The 17,462-nt window shown below is 73.1% G+C and carries 20 protein-coding genes; 4 read left to right on the forward strand and 16 right to left on the reverse strand.

What is annotated here, in order from left to right:
* Positions 1-3 precede the first annotated feature (3 nt).
* Positions 4-717 carry an A24 family peptidase gene (locus OG937_18120; protein WUD73461.1) on the reverse strand — a complete coding sequence of 238 codons (714 nt, stop codon included), beginning with the start codon at positions 715-717 and terminating at the stop codon, positions 4-6.
* Positions 718-764: 47 nt separating this feature from the next.
* Between OG937_18120 and OG937_18125 the strand changes: the two genes are divergently transcribed.
* Positions 765-1,157 carry a DUF192 domain-containing protein gene (locus OG937_18125; GenBank protein WUD73462.1) on the forward strand — a complete coding sequence of 131 codons (393 nt, stop codon included), beginning with the start codon at positions 765-767 and terminating at the stop codon, positions 1,155-1,157.
* Positions 1,158-1,200: 43 nt separating this feature from the next.
* Here OG937_18125 and OG937_18130 read toward each other — a convergent pair whose 3' ends face one another.
* Positions 1,201-1,704: a DUF3592 domain-containing protein gene (locus OG937_18130; GenBank protein ID WUD73463.1), complete on the reverse strand. Its 504-nt coding sequence runs from the start codon at positions 1,702-1,704 to the stop codon at positions 1,201-1,203.
* A gap of 154 nt (positions 1,705-1,858) precedes the next feature.
* Here OG937_18130 and OG937_18135 point away from each other — a divergent pair, with 154 nt between their 5' ends.
* The gene (locus OG937_18135) at positions 1,859-2,689 is read left to right on the forward strand and encodes an alpha/beta hydrolase (GenBank protein WUD73464.1); all 831 of its coding nucleotides are present in this window, start codon (positions 1,859-1,861) and stop codon (positions 2,687-2,689) included.
* Positions 2,690-3,015: 326 nt separating this feature from the next.
* Here OG937_18135 and OG937_18140 read toward each other — a convergent pair whose 3' ends face one another.
* The 11 genes from OG937_18140 to OG937_18190 form a co-directional block, all read right to left on the reverse strand.
* Positions 3,016-3,669: an OmpA family protein gene (locus OG937_18140; protein WUD73465.1), complete on the reverse strand. Its 654-nt coding sequence runs from the start codon at positions 3,667-3,669 to the stop codon at positions 3,016-3,018.
* A gap of 3 nt (positions 3,670-3,672) precedes the next feature.
* A complete protein-coding gene (locus tag OG937_18145) occupies positions 3,673-4,245 on the reverse strand; it encodes a hypothetical protein (GenBank protein WUD73466.1) in 573 nt (190 codons plus the stop codon).
* A gap of 14 nt (positions 4,246-4,259) precedes the next feature.
* On the reverse strand, positions 4,260-4,847 hold the full coding sequence (locus OG937_18150; GenBank protein ID WUD78798.1) for a pilus assembly protein TadG-related protein: 588 nt from the start codon (positions 4,845-4,847) through the stop codon (positions 4,260-4,262).
* Entirely contained in the window at positions 4,844-5,050 is a 207-nt protein-coding gene (locus OG937_18155; GenBank protein WUD73467.1) for a hypothetical protein, read from the reverse strand. The genes OG937_18150 and OG937_18155 overlap by 4 nt, the downstream gene beginning before the upstream one ends.
* 279 nt (positions 5,051-5,329) lie before the next feature.
* The gene (locus OG937_18160; protein WUD73468.1) at positions 5,330-6,217 is read right to left on the reverse strand and encodes a type II secretion system F family protein; all 888 of its coding nucleotides are present in this window, start codon (positions 6,215-6,217) and stop codon (positions 5,330-5,332) included.
* 16 nt (positions 6,218-6,233) lie between these two features.
* The gene (locus tag OG937_18165) at positions 6,234-7,157 is read right to left on the reverse strand and encodes a type II secretion system F family protein (protein WUD78799.1); all 924 of its coding nucleotides are present in this window, start codon (positions 7,155-7,157) and stop codon (positions 6,234-6,236) included.
* Positions 7,158-7,168: 11 nt separating this feature from the next.
* Entirely contained in the window at positions 7,169-8,506 is a 1,338-nt protein-coding gene (locus tag OG937_18170) for a CpaF family protein (GenBank protein WUD73469.1), read from the reverse strand.
* Positions 8,503-8,892, reverse strand: coding sequence for a pilus assembly protein (locus tag OG937_18175; protein ID WUD73470.1), 390 nt, complete (start codon positions 8,890-8,892; stop codon positions 8,503-8,505). Before OG937_18175 ends, OG937_18170 begins: the two co-directional genes overlap by 4 nt.
* Entirely contained in the window at positions 8,889-10,454 is a 1,566-nt protein-coding gene (locus OG937_18180) for an AAA family ATPase (GenBank protein ID WUD73471.1), read from the reverse strand. The genes OG937_18175 and OG937_18180 overlap by 4 nt, the downstream gene beginning before the upstream one ends.
* Positions 10,451-11,164: a Flp pilus assembly protein CpaB gene (gene cpaB / locus OG937_18185; GenBank protein ID WUD73472.1), complete on the reverse strand. Its 714-nt coding sequence runs from the start codon at positions 11,162-11,164 to the stop codon at positions 10,451-10,453. Before cpaB ends, OG937_18180 begins: the two co-directional genes overlap by 4 nt.
* 12 nt (positions 11,165-11,176) lie before the next feature.
* Positions 11,177-12,070, reverse strand: a complete 894-nt coding sequence (locus tag OG937_18190) for a hypothetical protein (GenBank protein ID WUD73473.1) — start codon at positions 12,068-12,070, stop codon at positions 11,177-11,179.
* 231 nt (positions 12,071-12,301) lie between these two features.
* On the opposite strand from OG937_18190, the gene OG937_18195 reads away from it, so the two are divergent.
* Complete coding sequence (locus OG937_18195; protein WUD73474.1) at positions 12,302-13,801, forward strand: glycosyl hydrolase family 18 protein; 1,500 nt, start codon at positions 12,302-12,304, stop codon at positions 13,799-13,801.
* Positions 13,802-13,909: 108 nt separating this feature from the next.
* On the opposite strand, the gene OG937_18200 is transcribed toward OG937_18195, so the two are convergent.
* Genes OG937_18200 through OG937_18210 form a run of 3 tightly spaced genes read right to left on the reverse strand, consistent with a single transcriptional unit; the run spans position 13,910 to position 15,989 of the window.
* Positions 13,910-14,314: a RidA family protein gene (locus OG937_18200; protein ID WUD73475.1), complete on the reverse strand. Its 405-nt coding sequence runs from the start codon at positions 14,312-14,314 to the stop codon at positions 13,910-13,912.
* The gene (locus OG937_18205; GenBank protein WUD73476.1) at positions 14,311-15,069 is read right to left on the reverse strand and encodes an IclR family transcriptional regulator; all 759 of its coding nucleotides are present in this window, start codon (positions 15,067-15,069) and stop codon (positions 14,311-14,313) included. Before OG937_18205 ends, OG937_18200 begins: the two co-directional genes overlap by 4 nt.
* Entirely contained in the window at positions 15,066-15,989 is a 924-nt protein-coding gene (locus OG937_18210; protein ID WUD73477.1) for a sugar kinase, read from the reverse strand. The genes OG937_18205 and OG937_18210 overlap by 4 nt, the downstream gene beginning before the upstream one ends.
* A 113-nt stretch (positions 15,990-16,102) precedes the next feature.
* Here OG937_18210 and OG937_18215 point away from each other — a divergent pair, with 113 nt between their 5' ends.
* Entirely contained in the window at positions 16,103-17,353 is a 1,251-nt protein-coding gene (locus OG937_18215) for an alanine racemase (GenBank protein WUD78800.1), read from the forward strand.
* The last annotated feature ends 109 nt before the right edge of the window (positions 17,354-17,462 follow it).

Raw genomic sequence — 17,462 nt, forward strand, 5'->3', positions numbered from 1 at the left:
TGGTCAGGACGGCAGCAGCGGTCCGGCCAGGGCGCCGGCCAGGATGAACGGCCCGAAGGGCAGCGGTGTACGGCGCTCGGCGCGGCGGGCCGCCAGCAGCACGAGGCCGGTGACCGCGCCCAGCGCGAAGGCCGCGAAGGTGCCGGCGGCGAGCGTCCCCCACCCGTACCAGGCGAGGACCATGCCCGCGGTGGGGGCGAGTTTGACGTCGCCGAAGCCCATGCCGTCCGGGTTGACCAGGTGCAGCACGAGGTAGAACAGCCCCAGCGCGGCCGCCCCCAGCAGCGCCCGGGGCCACGATCCCTCATGGCCCGGGAGCAGCGCGGCCGCGCCCAGCAGAGCCGCCGTCCCCGGGGCCGCGGGCAGCGTCAGCACGTCCGGGAGCCGCAGCACCGTCAGGTCGACGCGGGCCAGCAGCACTCCGAGCGGGACGAGCAGCAGCCACACCGTCAGTTCGGGCCGCGGCCCGGTGCCCGCCGCGACGGCCGCGCAGACCACGGCGGTCACCAGGGCGTAGCGCCATCCGGCGGCCGGCTTCCCGGCGTTGCGCACCGGCCCCCACCAGCCGCGCCGGCCGACCGGGTAGGGCACGTCCGCCGGGCACCGGGTCCGCCAGGGCTGCTCGGGTGCGACGGACAGCCGGTACGCCGGACGCGGCAGGGCGAGCCCCGCGACGGTTCCCCACACGACGGCCGCGGCGATCGGATAGACATGCATCGGGCCCGACCGTACACGGGCGCACCACGCGAAGGGACGTGAGCCGCATGGGTGACCGCCGGCGCGACGGGACCGGGCTGCTGCGCCTCACCGGCGGCCGCGGCACGGACGGCGAGGGGACGCCGGACGGCACGGGGATACCGCTGGAGATCGCGGCCTCCTACCGGGCCCGCACCCGGGGGCTGCTGGGCCGAACCGGGATCACCGGGGCGCTGCTGCTCACGCCCGCCGCGAGCGTGCACACCCTGGGCATGCGCTTCGCCATCGACGTCGCCTACCTCGACCGCCGCCTGCGGGTCCTCGCCGTCCGCACCATGCCGCCCGGCCGGCTGGGCCGCCCGCGGCTGCGGGCCCGTCACGTGCTGGAGGCGGAGGCAGGTGCGATGGCGGCGTGGGGCCTGGTGCCGGGGGCGGCGGTGACGGTGGAGGCGCAGGCGTGACCCCTTCCGCGTCCCGTCCGCTGCGGGCGGCCGTGGCGGCCTTCTAGAACCCGCCGCCGCCGAAGTCCGCGGAGTCGGAGAAGCCGGGGAAGTCGGGGGACTGTGCGCCGATGACGAGGAGCAGGATCCCCACGGCCAGGAAGATCCCCAGGAAGACCAGCGTCAGCGCCAGTTGCCCGTACGGCACCCGGTAGCCGGCCGGGACGACCAGCGCGCGCTCGGGTGCCTCGGGGACGTAGGCGACCGTCAGGTGGTCGCCCTCGATCGTCGTGCCCGGCGCCCCCGGGTCCTCGAAGCGCACGTCGCGCCCGTCGGCGGTCCGGAACTCGAAGACGAAGTGCTGCCGCGAGTGGGTCGGGCCCTCGCCCGTCGAGCCCACGGTCGTGTAGACCCGCACACAGCGCCCCTCGGCGCGGAGCCCGCCGTGCAGGGCCCGCCGTATCCACAGCACACGACGTCCCGCGCGTACCGCGACCACCAGCGGTACGAGCGTGATCAGTGCGGCCATCGCGACAAAGAGCACCGGTATCGCGGCTTCCATCGACATCCCCCGTCATCGCTCCGGGGGCGACCGCCCCCGTCGTCGTACGGAGACACGCGGCGCGCCCGGACGGTTCCTGCCGGGGCGGGTGCCGAAGCTCACTCAACCGGGCTCGTGGAAGGGAGCGTTGGCGGTGCCGCGCCGGCACTACGCTCCCGCCATGGGCCACACCGTGCTCGCCACCCCGCTGGGCGACGTCGCCCTGCACCGCCTCGGCACCCCGGCCACCGGCACCCCGCGCACGCCCGTGCTGCTGCTGCACGCCAACCCAGGCGACAGCCGGGACTACGGAGCCGTCGCGGCCGGACTCGCCGCGGAACGCGAGGTCTTCGCCCTCGACTGGCCCGGCTACGGCCGCTCCACCGCCGCCGCCCCGCACTCCGTCACCCCCGATGGACTCGCGGACGTGGCGGAGCGCGCCCTCGACGCCATCGCACGGGGCGGCGCGCCGCGCGTCTACGTCATCGGCAACAGCGTGGGCGGCTGGGCCGCCGTGCGGCTGGCCGAGCGCCGCCCGGCGCAGGTGGCCGGGCTCGTCCTGGTCGACCCGGCCGGTTTCACCCGGCTCACCCCGGTGACCCGCTGGTTCTGCCGTGCCGTGATGGGACGTCCGTCCAGCGCCGGGCGCCTCATCGCCCCGCTGGCCCGTGCCTACCTGGGACGGCTCCGTACGAGCAGCGCCCGCGCGACGTACGAGCGCGCCCGTGGGGTCCGTGCCGACGCCGGCCGGCTCGCGGTGCACTGCGCCCTGTGGCGCGCCTTCGCCGCGCCCGGATTCGGGCTGAGCGGCGTCCTGCCGGGGATCGTCCCGCCCGTCCTGCTGCTCTGGGGCCGCCGCGATCCGCTGCTCCCCATGCTCACCGACGGTCGCCGGGCCCGCCGTTCGCTGCCGCCCGGCGCCACGTTCGCGACCCTGCCCGCGGCGCACGAGGCGTACAACGAGCGGCCGGACCTGTTCCTGGCGTGCGTGCGGCCCTTCCTCACGGAGTGAGACACGGGGAGAAAGAAGACGGGCCGGTCCGCAGGGGGGGAGAGCGGACCGGCCCGAGGGGGGGGATTCCAAGGTACCGCGCCGGAACCGCTCTCCAGGTCCAAGGTCATGAGGGAGATGTGAAGGTTCCCTCGAAGAAGTGGCTCGATCGCCGGGCGATTAGACCGAATGGCCGTGAATGCGGCGACTCGTCCACCCACGCCACATCCGCACCGCATACGCTCCGTCACGGAACGCACCAGACCTTTGGCCCGGGATTTAAGGGCCCTGTTGCCGCGCCTTACCCCCGTGGGTGAGCCGTTCGGTTGACCGGGCGGCCCGCGACGCTACGACGGACGGAACGTGATCTCCACGCGGCGGTTCTGCTTGCGGCCCGTCTCGGTGGAGTTGTCGGCGATGGGGTAGTCCTCGCTGTACCCGCGCACCTGGAACGAGTGGACCGAGTTGCCGAGCGAACCGAGCTCCTCCGCCAGGATCTTGTAGACGGCGTCGGCCCGCTTCTTGGACAGCACCTTGCCGTGCTCGTACGAGCCCAGGTCGTCCGTGAAGCCGAACACACGGATCGGCTGCGTGACGTCCTTGGCATCGATGTCGGACGCGATGGCCTTGATCCGGGCGGTGGCCGTCGCGTTCAGCTTGGCGCTGTCCCTGCCGAACAGGACGTCCGCCTGAAGGGCGTAGGTGACCGAGGAGTTCGACTCCTCGTGCCGCTCCTCGCCGTCGTCGGCCGAGGCGTCCTCGGAGGACGACGCGTCCGACACGGAGACGATGTCCAGCACCTTGGGCGGCGCCAGCGTCGCCCCCTCGGGCAGTCGCAGGTCCGGGTCGGCCGCGTCCACCTTCGTGGGCGCGGACGGGGTGGGCTGCGCCGTCGGGTCGTCGTCCGCCCGCGCGCTCGCGGCGGTGAGCGGCGTGAGCACGAGCGCGAGGCCCAGCACGGCCGCGACACCGGGACGGGGATGCGGACGGGGACGGGGCACGGCTCACCCCTCCGCGATCGTGATCTTGGCCGGGGGCATCGTCGGCAGCTGGAACTCCACCTCGGTGGTGCTTTCCGGCGGCGCCGGGAACTGCGCGAAGAACGGCCTCGTCTCCTCGGGCCGGATGCCGATCAGCTTGGTCGTGCAGAGGCAGATGCCGTCGGTGTCGCGGAGCACGTAGTAGCGCTTCTTGCCGACCGGGTCGACCAGCACGGCACCGGCCACGGACGCCCCGGACTTGGCGACCGCGAGCTCCTGGCCGATCCAATTCGAGGCGTTGAACGAATCCGTCCCATTGTTGGTGATCGTGCCCTTCACCGTCACGAAGCCTCCCGAGTCCCGGGTGGCCTCGCTGACCGTGACCGTGATGCCCTTCTCACCCTTCATCTGGGCCAGGATCTGTTCAGGCGTGTCGGTCGGCGTTGCACTCGCCTTGGCCGAGCCTTTCGGCGCACTCGTCTTTGAGGACGGAGTGGTCCCACCCTTGCCTTCGTCACCACCACCGCCGCAACCTGCCAGGGCCGCGGCAAGAACTACGGCGACGATTGCAGCCAGGCCCTGCTTCTGGATACGCATCGGTCCCCCGTTCCTCACTCGCTGAGATGGACGGAGTAGAACTCCGCCAGATTCAGTTGGAAGTCGTCGCTCGTCGGGTCCACCGTCAGCCGGTCACCGTCGCAGATGAACGTGATCTCGTCGCCGTCCCTGTCGTCGACGCCACAGCGGCTTTCGACGACGGCGGTCGCTGTCGCGCGCGCATGCATCGATTCAGTACCCGACACGACGGACTTGCCCACGGTGCCCGAGGTGTGGAGTGCGACCGAGGCGCCGCCCGGACCGCCCACGTCACATTCGTCGACGACCGCATCGTTCTGACCCGCGTAATCCATGGCCGCACCACAGGCGTTGCCGACGGTCATCCCATTCAGGGCCAGCAGTTCCCGGAGTTGGTCCAGGTCGCCGGACTCCAGGGCCTCGAGGAACCGCTCCCGGACGCTGTTGCGAACCTCCCGCGCCGCCGCTAGGGCCGAGGCATCGGCCGCCGTTTGTGCCGTGTTGCGGATGGAGGACGCCTGACCTACGGCGAAGTAGGCGAAGGCGAGGAAGAACAGCGCCGCGACGGCCACGATGTAGATGCCGAGGGTCTGGCCGCCATCGCCGCGCCCACGCCTGCTCAGCCGGCGTCGACGATGTCCTGGATCTTGTCGAGGATCCCATTCAGAACTGCGGTGCCGATGTCCGTCGTCCCGGCCAGCACACCGATGATGACCGCGATCACCACCGCGATGCCCAGGTACTCGAACGACGTCTGCCCCGAGTCGCCGCGGACGCGCATGCGCGTGCGCAGCGCGGTCAGTCGTTTCACAACCCACCTGCTCATCTTCCGTGCCCCAAACCGTAGTCACGTGACGTGCGCCGGCCGCGCCCCTTGCGTCGGCCGGGGTCTGGCTATCGTCGCGGGCGGCTGCGGTGCCGGTGAGGTCCACGGCGCACCGCCTCCCATCGGGTCAACCCGCCGCGATCCGTGCCTGATTGCAGGTGCAAATGTGGTTGCGGCTGCAAATCTACACCGCGACCGTGGGCTCCGCACCCAATATGGCGGCTCCGGTCACTACCCACCACCCGAACCGAACATGCGTTCACAGCCCTGTCACCCCCATCACCCCAGCAGGTCACCGAAGTTGATGCGCGACCCGAGGATCGTGCCCGTCATCAGCAGGATCATCGTCGCGGGGACGAGGAGCGTGGTGATCACGCCCGTCGCGCGCGGCACGGTGCGGGCCGCACGGCGGCGGGCGTTCTGGGCCTCGGTGCGCCGCATGTCCGTGGCGATCTGGAGCAGCGTGCGGGCGATGGGCGCGCCCAGTTCCTCGCCCTGCTGCAGGGCCGTGACGAACTGCCCGACCTGCTCGCTGCCGTTGCGCCTGCGCAGCTGGTCGAAGGCGTCACGGCGGCTGACGCCGACGTCCATCTGGCGCAGCGCGATCCGGATCTCGTCGCTCCAGGGGCCCTTGTAGACGGAGGCGACGCGTTCGAGGGCCTGACGGAAGCCGAGGCCGGCGCTCACCACCACCGCGAGGACGTCGAGGAAGTCCGGGAGGGTGCGCTCGATCTCGTCGCGGCGTCTGCGGATGGCGAGCCGGATGCCGAGGTCGGTCCAGCCCAGGCCGTAGGCGACCATCAGGAGGGCGGCGAACCAGTGGCCCGCCCGGAGGAGCACCAGGGCCGCGAGGCCGCCGAGGGCGCCGTAGACGGCGCGGCGGGCGGCGTAGCGGTCGACGGTGAGGCCGTAGGGGTGGCCCGCGTGGTCGATGCGGGTGCGGATCCGGTTGACCCGGGCGGGGCCCATCAGGCGCAGCACCAGGGGCGCCCAGCGCATCCCGAGGCGGTCGACGGCGTTGCCGACCTTGGTGGTGCGGGTCTGCCCCACCTCCAGGGCCAGTTGGAGGTCGCTGGGCAGCTTGACCTCGGAACGGTAGAGGCCGATGCCGTAGCAGACGCCCACCACTCCCAGGGCGGTGACGGCGGCCAGCGCGACGGTGATCACAGCTCCCCCGCCCCCCTCACACGTCGATCCGCGACATGCGGCGGATGAGCCCGAAGCCGACGACGTACAGGCCCAGCGCCACGAGCACGGCGATCCGTCCGGCCCCGGAGCCGGTCATCGCGCTCAGCGAGCCCGGCATGATCCGGTCGAGCAGCAGCAGCGAGCCGACGCCGATGACGGGAACGGCGTACGCGGTGACCGTGACCTGCGACATCTGGGTGCGGATCTCGCGTCGGGTCTCCTTGCGCTCCTCCAGGGTCACCGTCAGGTTCCGCAGCGACTCCACCACCGAGCCGCCGGCCCGGGCCGACAGGACGAGCGTGGAGACCAGCACCACCAGTTCCCGGCTGGGCAGCCGCTCCTGCAGTTCGGCCATGGCGTCCTCGATGGAGTGCCCGAGCGTCATGGCGTCGGCGACCTTCCGCAGTTCCTCACCGGCCGGGGCCTCCAGTTCCTCCGCCGCCATGCCGACGGCGGTGCGCAGGGCGAGCCCGGCCTGCGTGGCGTTGGCCAGGACGCGGGCGAGTTCGGGCAGCTGGGCGATGAAGCGCTCGGTGCGCACCCGTCGTCGCCAGCCGAGGAAGGAGCTGACCGCCCAGGCCGCCAGGAGCGCGGCGATCGGTCCGAAGAAGGGGGCCAGCACGATGTCGGCGACCAGCCAGGCGCCGCCGACGACCGTGAGGGCGGCCGCGGTGAACTGTCCGGGCGTCAGGTCGGTGCCGGTGGCGGCGAGCCGCGCGGCCAGCCGGCGGCCCCAGGCGGTGCGCCGGACCCGCAGGTCCAGCCCGGCGAAGGGCACGGCGCGCCGTTCCGCGGCCGGGACGTCGGCCAGCCGGTCCACGAGCGCGGCGCGGTCGGCGCGCCCGCCGCTCCAGGCGTGCAGGCCCCAGACGCCCAGCACCAGCGCGAGGCCCGTCACGCCGAGCACGGCCAGGGCCATCGTCGGCGTGTTCACTTCGCCTCCCTGCTCGACAGTTCCAGCTCGGTCTCGCCGACCCCGAAGGCCGCCGGCACGGACTCGCCCGCCAGGTGGAAGCGTTCGGCCAGTTGACGCGGTACGGGCTGATGGTGGAACCAGCCCCGCACGATCCGGTCGGGCCCCATCGGCTCGGCGCGGAAGCGGGTCGCGGTGGTCAGCCGGAAGGTGTCGCGTCCCCGTGAGGACAGCACGGCGATCTCGGCGATCCGGCGGGTGCCGTCGACGTCCCGGCGCAGCTGGACGATGACGTCGACGGCGCTGTTGATCTGGTCGCGCAGCGCCTCGAAGGGGATCTTCACCTCCGACATCGAGGCCAGCGTCTGCAGCCTGAGCACCGCGTCCTCGGCCGAGTTGGCGTGCACCGTGGCCAGCGAGCCGTCGTGGCCGGTCGACATGGCCTGCAGCATGTCGAGGGTCTCGCCGCCGCGGACCTCACCGACGATGATCCGGTCGGGGCGCATGCGCAGCGAGTTCCGCACGAGGTCGCGGATGGTGATCCGGCCCTGGCCCTCGACGTTGGGCGGCCGGCTCTCCAGGCGTACGACGTGCTCCTGCTGGAGCTGGAGTTCGGCGGCGTCCTCGACGGTGATGATGCGCTCCCCGTCCGGGATGAGTCCCGACAGCGAGTTGAGCAGGGTGGTCTTGCCCGAGCCGGTGCCGCCGCTGACGATGATGTTGAACTTGGCCCGCACGAGGGCGGAGAGCAGCATCAGCATGTGCTCGTCGAGGGTGCCGAGGCCGATCAGCTCGTGCAGGGCGTACGCGCGGGGGAAGCGGCGGATGGTGAGGACCGGGCCGGTCAGCGACAGCGGCGGGATGATGACGTTGACGCGCTCGCCGGAGGGCAGACGGGCGTCCACCATCGGATTCGACTCGTCCACCCGGCGGTTGACGGTCGACACGATCCGCTCGATGGTCTGCAGCAGTTGCTCGGGGCTGCTGAACCGGGCGGCGACGGGCTCCACCCGGCCGGCCCGCTCGATGTAGATGCGGTCCGGGCCGTTGACCATGATCTCGGTGATGGAGGCGTCCTCCAGCAGCGGTTCGAGGATGCCCAGGCCCAGGGCCTCGTCCACGACCCGGCGGATGATGCCGGTGCGCTCCTTGGTGGAGAGCACCGGTCCCTCGCGGCTGATGATGTGGCCGAGGACGCGTTCCAGGCGCACCCGGCGCTCCGCGGCGGCGAGCGCCGACATCTCGGCGAGGTCGATCTCCTGGAGGAGCTTGGCCCGGTAGACGGCGACGAGGTGGCCCTCCTGCGTCTGCGGGGCGGTGTCCTCGTTCGCGGCGATGCGGTCGCGCAGGCTCATTCGTCGGCCCCTTCGTCGTCCTCCCTGGGCATCGTGGCGGTCCGGGTGACGGAGCCCGGGCTGAGGCCCGGGAGCACCGACGGGATCTCCACGGTCGCCGTCGCGTGCACGGAGTCCCCCGTGTCGCCGGTGGTGCTGACCTGCGTACCGTCCTGCAGCCAGGAGCTCACCGCCTCCGTGCCCGCGACGGGGCCGCTCACGGGAGGGTCGTGCAGGGCGGCCATACGCGCGGCGGCGCGGGCGGCCGTGCCGGCCTGGGCCGCGGTGTAGGCGGCGAGGCCCAACTGCAGCCCCGCGAGGGCGATCAGCAGCAGGATCGGCAGCATCCCCAGGAACTCCAGGGAGGCGCTGCCCCGGTCGCGCCGGCGGCGGGTCCGGGCCGTCACGGCGTGCCCGCCTCTTCGTCGACGGCCGAGGCGTGGCCGTGGACGGTCAGCGGGAAGTCGATCGCGCCCGGGAAGAGGACCGGGACCCGCAGGCCCACGGTGACCCCGACCATGCCGTCGGCGTGCGTGGTGCCGAAGTCCTCGATCTGCCACGCGCCGGGCAGGTCGTCGGCCGCCGCCGCCTGCGCGTCCTTCCCCACCGCCGCCGCGCGGGCGGCCTGGTCGGCGGCGTGGCCGGCGAGGGTGAAGGTGTACCCGGTCAGCACCGCCTGCCAGACCAGGACGAGCACCAGCAGGATCAGCGGTGTCATGCCCAGCGTCTCCAGGGTGACCTGGCCCTGTTCGCCGCGGCCGCGGCGGCTCCTGCGGGGCGGCACCGCGTGCCCGGGCCCGCAGACGCCGATCTCCGCGGCGAGCGTCCACACGCCCTGCTTGACGGTGGAGCGGTTGTCGAGGTCCTGGAGCCGTCCGGCGTCCACGACCGCCTGCAGTTCCCGGAAGGCGGCGGGGACCACGGCGGAGGCGATCCGGGTGCCGGTGATGCGGGCGATCAGCGAGGGCTGGATCTCGCTGCCCCGGGTGTACCGGTTGACGGTGGCGACGACGTCCTGGGGCTTGCGGATCTGCAGCCGGTCCCACATGCGCACCATGCGCTTGGCGGCGCGCACGGCGACCACGTCGGGCGTGGTCACCAGCAGGGCGGTGTCCGCGGTCTCGACGGCGACCGCGTTGGCACCGGTCATCTGGGTGCCGCAGTCGACGACCACGACCTCGTACCGCTGCCGGAGGGCGTGCAGCACGTGCCGGGCGGCACGGTCGGTGACCTCCTCGCCGCGTTCGCCCTCGCCGGGGGCGAGCAGCAGCGCGGGCCCGGACTCGTGGACGTACATGGCGTCCTGCAGTACGCGGGTGGTCACGTCGGCGATGTCCGCGAGGTCGGCGACGGAGCGGCGGAACTGGACGTCGAGGTAGGAGGCGATGTCGCCGCCCTGGAGGTCGAGGTCGACCAGGGCGGTGGACTTGCCGGCGGCCTGCGCGGCGAGGGCGAGCTGTACGGCGACGACGGTGGTGCCGACCCCGCCCTTGGCTCCGGCCACGGCGACCAGCCTGCCCCCGGGGACGGCGGGCAGCGCGGGCTGCTGGGGGCTGAGGTGGCGCCGTACGCCGGCCGCCCAGGCGGCCGCCGCCTCGACGCGGGCGCCGAGTTCGTCGTACGACAGGGGCACCCCGGCGACACCGCGCGCGCCGGCGTCCATGGCGCCGGACAGGACGGCCGGGCTCGGGTCGGCGGTGAGCAGGATGACGCCGACCGCGGGGAAGCGCAGCGCGATCTCGCGGATGACCTCCAGCGCGGGCACCGGGGTGATGCGGTCGTGGACGACGACGACCTCGGGCAGTTCGTCGACCCCGGTCCCGGCGGCGCGGGCGAGGACGTCCAGCAGCGTGGTGGAGTCCGGCAGCGCGGGCCCGGGTTCGGCTCCCGGCAGCTGGTGGAGGACCCCGGTCAGGGCACGGGCGGTGTCGGGGTCGGGGGTGCCCGACAGGATGCGGACGCCGGTCACGAGGCGGCTCCGTCACCGGCGAGGGTGTAGGTGCGGTCCCGTTCGGAGGGGGCGGTCGCGTCCCCCGGGGCGACCAGCGCGAGGCGGACGTGCCGGGCGAAGGACTCGGCGAAGGCGACCCGCTGGGCGTCGGCGGCGCCGAGGGCGAAGGTGATGGGGACTCCCTGGCTGCTGACCCGGCGGTTGTCGCCGCCGGTGTCGAAGGCCTTGATCCGGCCGACGTCGATGACCCGGGCGCCCGCGACGATGATCTTCGAGACCTCGGGGTCGGTGTCCCTGCGCGGGGCGAAGGTGGCGAAGATGTTGACCCTCGCCCCCGGGGTGATCTTCCCGGCGACGCCGGTCTCCGCGTCGATCATGATCGCGATCTCCATCTGCCCGGCCCGCAGCGCGGGCCGCTCGGCGACCATGTCCGTCTGCAGCAGGGAGCCGCGGTGCAGGGGGACCGCGGCTATCTTGCCGTCCAGCTGGCCGACGTCGCGGACGGCGGTGACGGGCAGCCAGCGCTCGGGTATCCGGACCTCCCGCAGTTGGGCGCGGCCGACCGTCTCGTACGCGGGCACGTCCGCGGCCAGCCGGTACGCGGTCACCTTCGGCCCGACCTGGGAGCGGGCGTCCCCGATGACGGTGACGACGCCGGCGAAGGCGGCGAGCGCGCACAGCGCGGAGACCACGAGGAGGACGACGCCGCGACGCTGACGTGAGTTCATAGAGGTGGGGCCCTATCGCTCAAGTGCCGACTGCTGGTGGGGGGAGACCTGGGGGGCGGGCGACGCCCTGGGCGCCAGGGAGGGCGCGCGGGGTCCCGAGTGCACGACCTGGCGCGGCCGCTCCGGGGGCCGGACGCGCTGCTGCCCGTCCACGGTGGCCGAGCAGAACAGGCAGCGGTCGCCGATGACCGCCAGGCCGCACCAGCCGCAGGTGTCCCGGCGGACCGAGGTGACCAGCTGGTAGAGCACGCCGACGTCGCCGATGTAGGCGGTGAACTCGACCAGCCTGCCGGTCCCCCACCAGCGCGCGGAGTCCGCCGGCAGCGGAACCTCCCGTACGTGCAGGCTCCGCCAGGCGCGGGCCAGCGGCCCGGTGACCCAGCCGGCGTCGATGCCGTGGCCGTGCGCGACGGCGAGCTGGGTGAGGAACGCGGGCCCGGCCGGCACGGCGTCGGGGCGCGCCTCCGACAGGTGCGGTTCGGGGTGGGCGAGGACGGCGAAGTGGCGCCCGGGCACCAGGGACTTCAGATGGGCGCCGACGGGCACGTCCACCCGGTCGAGCCGGGAGACCGAACCGAGCAGGGCGCCGGAGTGGAGGTAGTGCGACAGCAGCCGGGCGGCACCGGCGAGCACGCCGGGCCCGAGGTCGGTGGCGGCGAGCTGGCGCAGTTGCTCGGCCAGGAGCAGGGCGGCCAGCGGTGGCAGGTCGACCGGGACGATCGCCACCCGGTCCGCCTCCAGGGCCGCGCGCACGGTGTGGACGCGGCGGCGCAACGGGTCGGTGGGCTCCGGCGGGACGAGCACGACGAGGTGGCCGTGGGCCTCCAGGGCGGCGGCGGTACGCATCACGTGCTGCTCCAGCGGGAGCGCGAGGTCGTCCGCCGTGACCGCTATGACGCTCGACACCCGCGACCTCCCGGAACTCCCGCCCAGTCCCTGCCCGGAGAGCTTATCCCTGCGTAGCCGGAGCAGTGCGGAAAGTCGCCGAACAGTTGATGAAGTCGGTGGTACCCGCGGGACGCCGGTCTACGCACGGCGGCAGGGGTATTGACCCCCGCATTGGTCTGGACCAAACTGCGTCCACAGAAGAGTGGCCACTCGCGTAACCGCCCAACTCCTCGCCCCCAGGAGGCAGTAGTGGAACACGCACGCCCACGGCGCACCGCCCTCAGAGCCGCGGCGGCCGTCGGCGCCGCCGCCCTCGCGGTGGCGGGACTCGTCGCCACGTCCGGCAGCGCGAACGCCGCCGACACCAACATCGTGACCAACGGCGGGTTCGAGAGCGGCCTGTCCGGATGGTCCTGCACCGCCTCCAGCGGCGCGGCCGTCGGCTCCCCCGTGCACGGCGGCACCAAGGCGCTCCAGGGCACACCCTCCTCCTCGGACAACTCCCGCTGCTCGCAGACCATCAGCGTCCGGCCCAACTCCACGTACACGCTGAGCGCGTTCGTCCAGGGGAGCTACGTCTACCTCGGCGCCACCGGCACCGGGATGACGGAGGCCTCGGTCTGGACCCCGTCCGCGTCCTCGTACCAGCAGCTGTCCACGAGCTTCACCACGGGCGCGAGCACCACCTCGGTCACCGTCTACCTGCACGGCTGGTACGCGCAGCCCGCGTACCTGGCCGACGACGTGAGCCTGCTGGGCGCGCCCGGCACGGGGACGCCGACCCCGACCCCCACGCCGACCGACCCGACGCCCACTCCCACGCCGACCCCCACTCCCACACCGACGCCGACGCCCACCGGCGGCGGCTCGCTGCCCAAGCACGTGCTCACCGGCTACTGGCAGAACTTCAACAACGGCGCGACCGTCCAGACCATCGCCCAGGTCCCGAGCCAGTACGACATCATCGCGGTGTCGTTCGCCGACGCCACGACCACGCCCGGCGCGGTCTCCTTCACCCTCGACCCGGCGCTGAACTACCCGGTCGGCCAGTTCAAGACCGACATCGCGGCGAAGAAGGCGGCCGGCAAGAAGGTCATCGTCTCGGTCGGCGGCCAGAACGGCACGATCAGCGTCACCGACTCCGCCTCGGCGAACAACTTCGCGAACAGCGTCTTCTCGCTGATGCAGACGTACGGGTTCGACGGCGTCGACATCGACCTGGAGAACGGGATCAACGCGACCTACATGACGCAGGCGCTGCGCTCCCTGTCGGCCAAGGCCGGCTCCGGGCTGGTCATCACGATGGCCCCGCAGACCATCGACATGCAGTCGACGTCCTTCGGCTACTTCCAGACCGCGCTGAACGTCAAGGACATCCTGACCGTCGTCAACACCCAGTACTACAACAGCGGTTCCATGAACGGCTGCGACGGCAAGGTGTACTCGCAGGGCACGGTCGACTTCATCACCGCCCTGGCCTGCATCCAGCTGCAGAGCGGTCTGGCCCCCTCGCAGGTGGGTCTCGGCCTGCCGGCGTCGACCCGGGCGGCGGGCAGCGGCTACGTCTCGCCGACCGTGGTGAACAACGCCCTGGACTGCCTGACCAAGGGCACCAACTGCGGTTCCTTCAAGCCCTCCACCACCTGGCCGGGGCTGCGCGGCGCGATGACCTGGTCCACCAACTGGGACGCGACCAACGGCAACGCCTTCTCGGGCACCGTCGGCCCGCACGTGCACGGACTGCCGTAGCCGTCGGGACCGTCACCGACGCATCGCGCTCCCGGGAGAGGTCCCGTCCCCCGGGGGCGCGGTGTCACGTCGGACCACCGGGCTCACCGCGCCGAAGACGCCGCCCGGTCAGTCCAGGACGGCGAGGGCGTCGATCTCGACGAGCAGTCCGGCGGGCAGGCCGACGTAGACCGTCGTACGGGCGGCGGGAGCGCCCTTCAGGCCCGCGAAGAACTCGTCGAAGAGGGCGTTGAACTCGGGGAAGTGCGCGGTGTCGGTGAGGTAGACCCGGATCATGACGACGTCCTCCCAGGACGAGCCGCCCTCCTCCAGCACCGCCTGCACGTTGGCGAGGGTCTGCAGGGTCTGCTCCCGCAGCCCCGGGCCCACGGGCGCGGGCGCCTGACCCGGCACGGCGGGGCCGAAGCCGACCTGACCGGCGACCTGCAGGATGTTGCCCTTGCGGACACCGTGGGAGAACCTGGCCGGCGGGGTGCTGTGGCCGGCCGGGGTGATCGCGGTCTTCTCGCTCATCTGGTTCCTTCGCTCGGTCTCCCGGAGTACTCGCGGCTGATCGCCTCCGCGGTGCGCCGGACCTGCGGGCGCAGCTTCAGCAGCTCCTCCGCGCTGACGACCACATTGGGGGCGGAAAGGGAGCAGGCGGCCACGACGCGCCCGTCGGCGCCGCGGATCGGCGCGGCCACGCAGTTGATGGACTCCTCGTGGCCGCCGAGGTCGCTCGCCCAGCCCTGCTCGCGGACCCGGGCGAGTTCGGCGAGGTAGGCGGCGGCGTCGGTGGTGGAACGCGCGGTGTAGCGCGGGTACTCCAGGCCCCGCGCGACCGCGCGCCGCTCCGCCTCGGGCAGGTCGGCCAGGAGCAGCTTCGCCACGGCGGCCACGGTGATGGCGACGGGCTTGCCGATCCGCGAGTACATGCGGACCGGGTAGCGGCTCTCCACCTTGTCGATGTAGACGACCTCGCCCTCCTCGTACACCGCGAGGTGGACGGTGTGCCCGGTCAGTTCGCCCAGGGCGGCGAGGTGGGGGTGGGCGATGCCGCGGACGTCCAGGTTCTCCATCGCCTCCTGGGCGAGGGCGAACAGCCGGGCGCCGAGGCGGTAGCGCTGGTCGTCCTGGCGGTAGACCATGCCGTGCTCGTGCAGGGTGCGCAGCAGCCGCAGTGCGGTGGACTTGTGCACGTCCAGGCGGGTGGCGACCTGTTCCAGGTTGGCGGGCCCCTCCGCGAGCAGGGGCAGGATGCGCAGCGCGCGGTCCACGGTCTGGCTCATGCGCGCAGTCTCCCCCATGCCCCGTCACCGAGGGCGGCGAGGGAGTCGCCCCGTACTCCGATCACCGCCGCGGCCAGCGCGTGGCCCCGGGCGAGCCTCTCCCGCAGCGGGAGCGCGCGCAGCGTCGCCGACAGGAACCCCGCGGCGAAGGCGTCCCCGGCCCCGACGAGGTCGACGACGGGCGTGTCCGGCGCGGGCACGAAGACCCCGTCGGCGCCGCCCTCGTACGCGGTGGCACCGTGCGCGCCCTGCTTGACGACGAGGACGGCGGGACCGGGCAGGGCCTCGCGCACGGCGTCGGCGTCCGGCAGGCCCCAGGCGGCCCCGGCCTCGTCCTCGCCGACCAGGACGAGGTCGCAGCGGGCGGCGAGCCGGGCCAGCCGTACCGGGTCGGCCGAACGCCACAGGGCGGGGCGGTGGTTGACGTCGAAGGAGACCAGCGGGCGGCCCGGAGCGGGGGCGGTGAGCTCGTGGACGAGGTCCGCGCACCGCTCGGAGAGCGCGGGCGTGATGCCGGACAGGTGCAGGACCCGGCCCGCCCAGGCGTCGCGCCGGGCGACGTTGTCCGGGCCCATGGCGGTGGCGGCCGAACCGGCCCGGTAGTAGGCGACCTCGCCGTCGCCGGTGCGGAAGTAGACCCCGGTGGGGCGGTCCCGGTCGCGGCGCACCCCCGAGACGTCGACGCCGGCCGCGGCGATCGCCGTCACCAGGTGGTCCCCGAACGGGTCGGCACCCACCCGGCTGATCCAGCGCACGGCATGGCCGAGACGGGCCAGCGCACAGGCCACGTTGGACTCCGCGCCACCCGTCCCACGGTCGAAGGCGGCCGCGTCGGCGAGGCGCTGCCCGGGCACGGAGGGGACGAAGGTGACCATGGATTCGCCCACGCACACGACGTCCACGGCCACGGTCCCGGTCACTTCCGCTCCTCTCCGCGCACCGTTGACCCGGTGCTGGCCGGGATGTTAGACAGCGGGCAACACAGCACGCAACGGTCGTTGCACATAGTGCAACGATGGCGGACGGAGGCGGGATGGACCAGGTCACGGGTATCGACGAGCTGCACCGGGAGCGGGTGGACCACCGCTTCAAGGGACTCCCGCCGGACGCCGACGGCCTGACCGTCGGCGAACTCGCCGCCGAGCGCCGCACCGTCTTCGACGGCGGCTTCACGACCCCGCTGCTCACGCTCTCCGAGCCCGCCCTGGAGCACAACCTCGCCCAGCTCGCCGAGTGGGCCGGCAAGCACGGCCTCGCCTTCGCGCCGCACGGCAAGACCTCCATGGCCCCTCAGCTCTTCGCCCGCCAGCTCGCCCACGGCGCGTGGGGCATCACCGCCGCCACCCCGCACCAGGTGCGGGTCTACCGGGCGTTCGGCGTGCGGCGCGTCTTCCTCGCCAACGAGCTCGTCGACGCGGCCGCGCTGCGCTGGCTGTCCCGTGAGCTCGCGGGCGACCCGGAGTTCCGCTTCGTCTGCTACGTGGACTCCGTGCGCGGGGTGGAGCTGATGGACGCGGCCCTCACGGCGGTCGTGGACGTCGTCGTGGAGCTCGGCGCGGAGGGAGGACGCACCGGCGTGCGCGGCCCGGAGGAGGCGGCGCGCGTCGCCGACGCCGTCGCCGCGGCCCGGCACCTGCGGCTCGTCGGCGTCGCGGGCTACGAGGCGCCGGCCCCGGACCCGCACGGGTGGCTCGGCGAACTGGTCGCGCTGGCACGGGACTTCGACGCGGCCGGGCGGTTCGCCGGGGCCTCGCAGATCGTGGTGAGCGCGGGCGGCAGCGAATGGTTCGACGCCGTGGCGGACGCGTTCGGCACGCTCGGGGACCTGTCCCTGCCGGTGCTCGGGCTCCTGCGGTCCGGGGCGTACGTCACCCACGACGACGTCCACTACCGCGATCTGACGCCGTTCCACGACCGCATCCCCGCGGAGGGGTCGCTCGAGCCCGCCTTCCGCCTCTGGACGCAGGTGCTCTCCCGGCCCGAGCCCGGCCTCGCCCTCCTCAACGCGGGCAAGCGCGACGCGCCGTACGACCTCGACCTCCCGGTGCCGCAGCTCGTGCGCCGCGCCGACGGTTCCGCCGTCCCGGCGGCCGGGCTCACGGTCACGAAGCTCGCCGACCAGCACGCGTTCGTGGACGTCGCCCCCGGGGCGCGGGACCTGGCGGTCGGCGACTGGGTGGGGCTGGGGGTGTCGCATCCGTGCACGGCGTTCGACAAGTGGCAGCTCATCCCTGTCGTGGACGCGGGTGGGGTCGTCACGGATTTCGTCCGCACGTTCTTCTGACGGGCCGGGTGGTTGTTGTGTGCGGCCGGTTGTCGTCTGCGGGTTGCTTGCGCCTGCGGGCGGCTGCGCCGGGCTGCCCGGTGGTTGTGTGCGGGTGCATTGCGCCCCG

Source organism: Streptomyces sp. NBC_00510 (genome assembly GCA_036013505.1).
GTDB lineage: Bacteria > Actinomycetota > Actinomycetes > Streptomycetales > Streptomycetaceae > Actinacidiphila.

What these genes read in the sequence shown, in the direction of transcription:
- OG937_18120 (WUD73461.1), bottom strand. Translation starts at nt 717, where the DNA reads ATGCATGTCTATCCGATCGCCGCGGCCGTCGTGTGGGGAACCGTCGCG.
- OG937_18125 (WUD73462.1), top strand. Translation starts at nt 765, where the DNA reads ATGGGTGACCGCCGGCGCGACGGGACCGGGCTGCTGCGCCTCACCGGC.
- OG937_18130 (WUD73463.1), bottom strand. Translation starts at nt 1,704, where the DNA reads ATGTCGATGGAAGCCGCGATACCGGTGCTCTTTGTCGCGATGGCCGCA.
- OG937_18135 (WUD73464.1), top strand. Translation starts at nt 1,859, where the DNA reads ATGGGCCACACCGTGCTCGCCACCCCGCTGGGCGACGTCGCCCTGCAC.
- OG937_18145 (WUD73466.1), bottom strand. Translation starts at nt 4,245, where the DNA reads ATGCGTATCCAGAAGCAGGGCCTGGCTGCAATCGTCGCCGTAGTTCTT.
- OG937_18155 (WUD73467.1), bottom strand. Translation starts at nt 5,050, where the DNA reads ATGAGCAGGTGGGTTGTGAAACGACTGACCGCGCTGCGCACGCGCATG.
- OG937_18165 (WUD78799.1), bottom strand. Translation starts at nt 7,157, where the DNA reads ATGGCCCTGGCCGTGCTCGGCGTGACGGGCCTCGCGCTGGTGCTGGGC.
- OG937_18170 (WUD73469.1), bottom strand. Translation starts at nt 8,506, where the DNA reads ATGAGCCTGCGCGACCGCATCGCCGCGAACGAGGACACCGCCCCGCAG.
- cpaB (WUD73472.1), bottom strand. Translation starts at nt 11,164, where the DNA reads ATGAACTCACGTCAGCGTCGCGGCGTCGTCCTCCTCGTGGTCTCCGCG.
- OG937_18200 (WUD73475.1), bottom strand. Translation starts at nt 14,314, where the DNA reads ATGAGCGAGAAGACCGCGATCACCCCGGCCGGCCACAGCACCCCGCCG.
- OG937_18205 (WUD73476.1), bottom strand. Translation starts at nt 15,069, where the DNA reads ATGAGCCAGACCGTGGACCGCGCGCTGCGCATCCTGCCCCTGCTCGCG.
- OG937_18215 (WUD78800.1), top strand. Translation starts at nt 16,103, where the DNA reads ATGGACCAGGTCACGGGTATCGACGAGCTGCACCGGGAGCGGGTGGAC.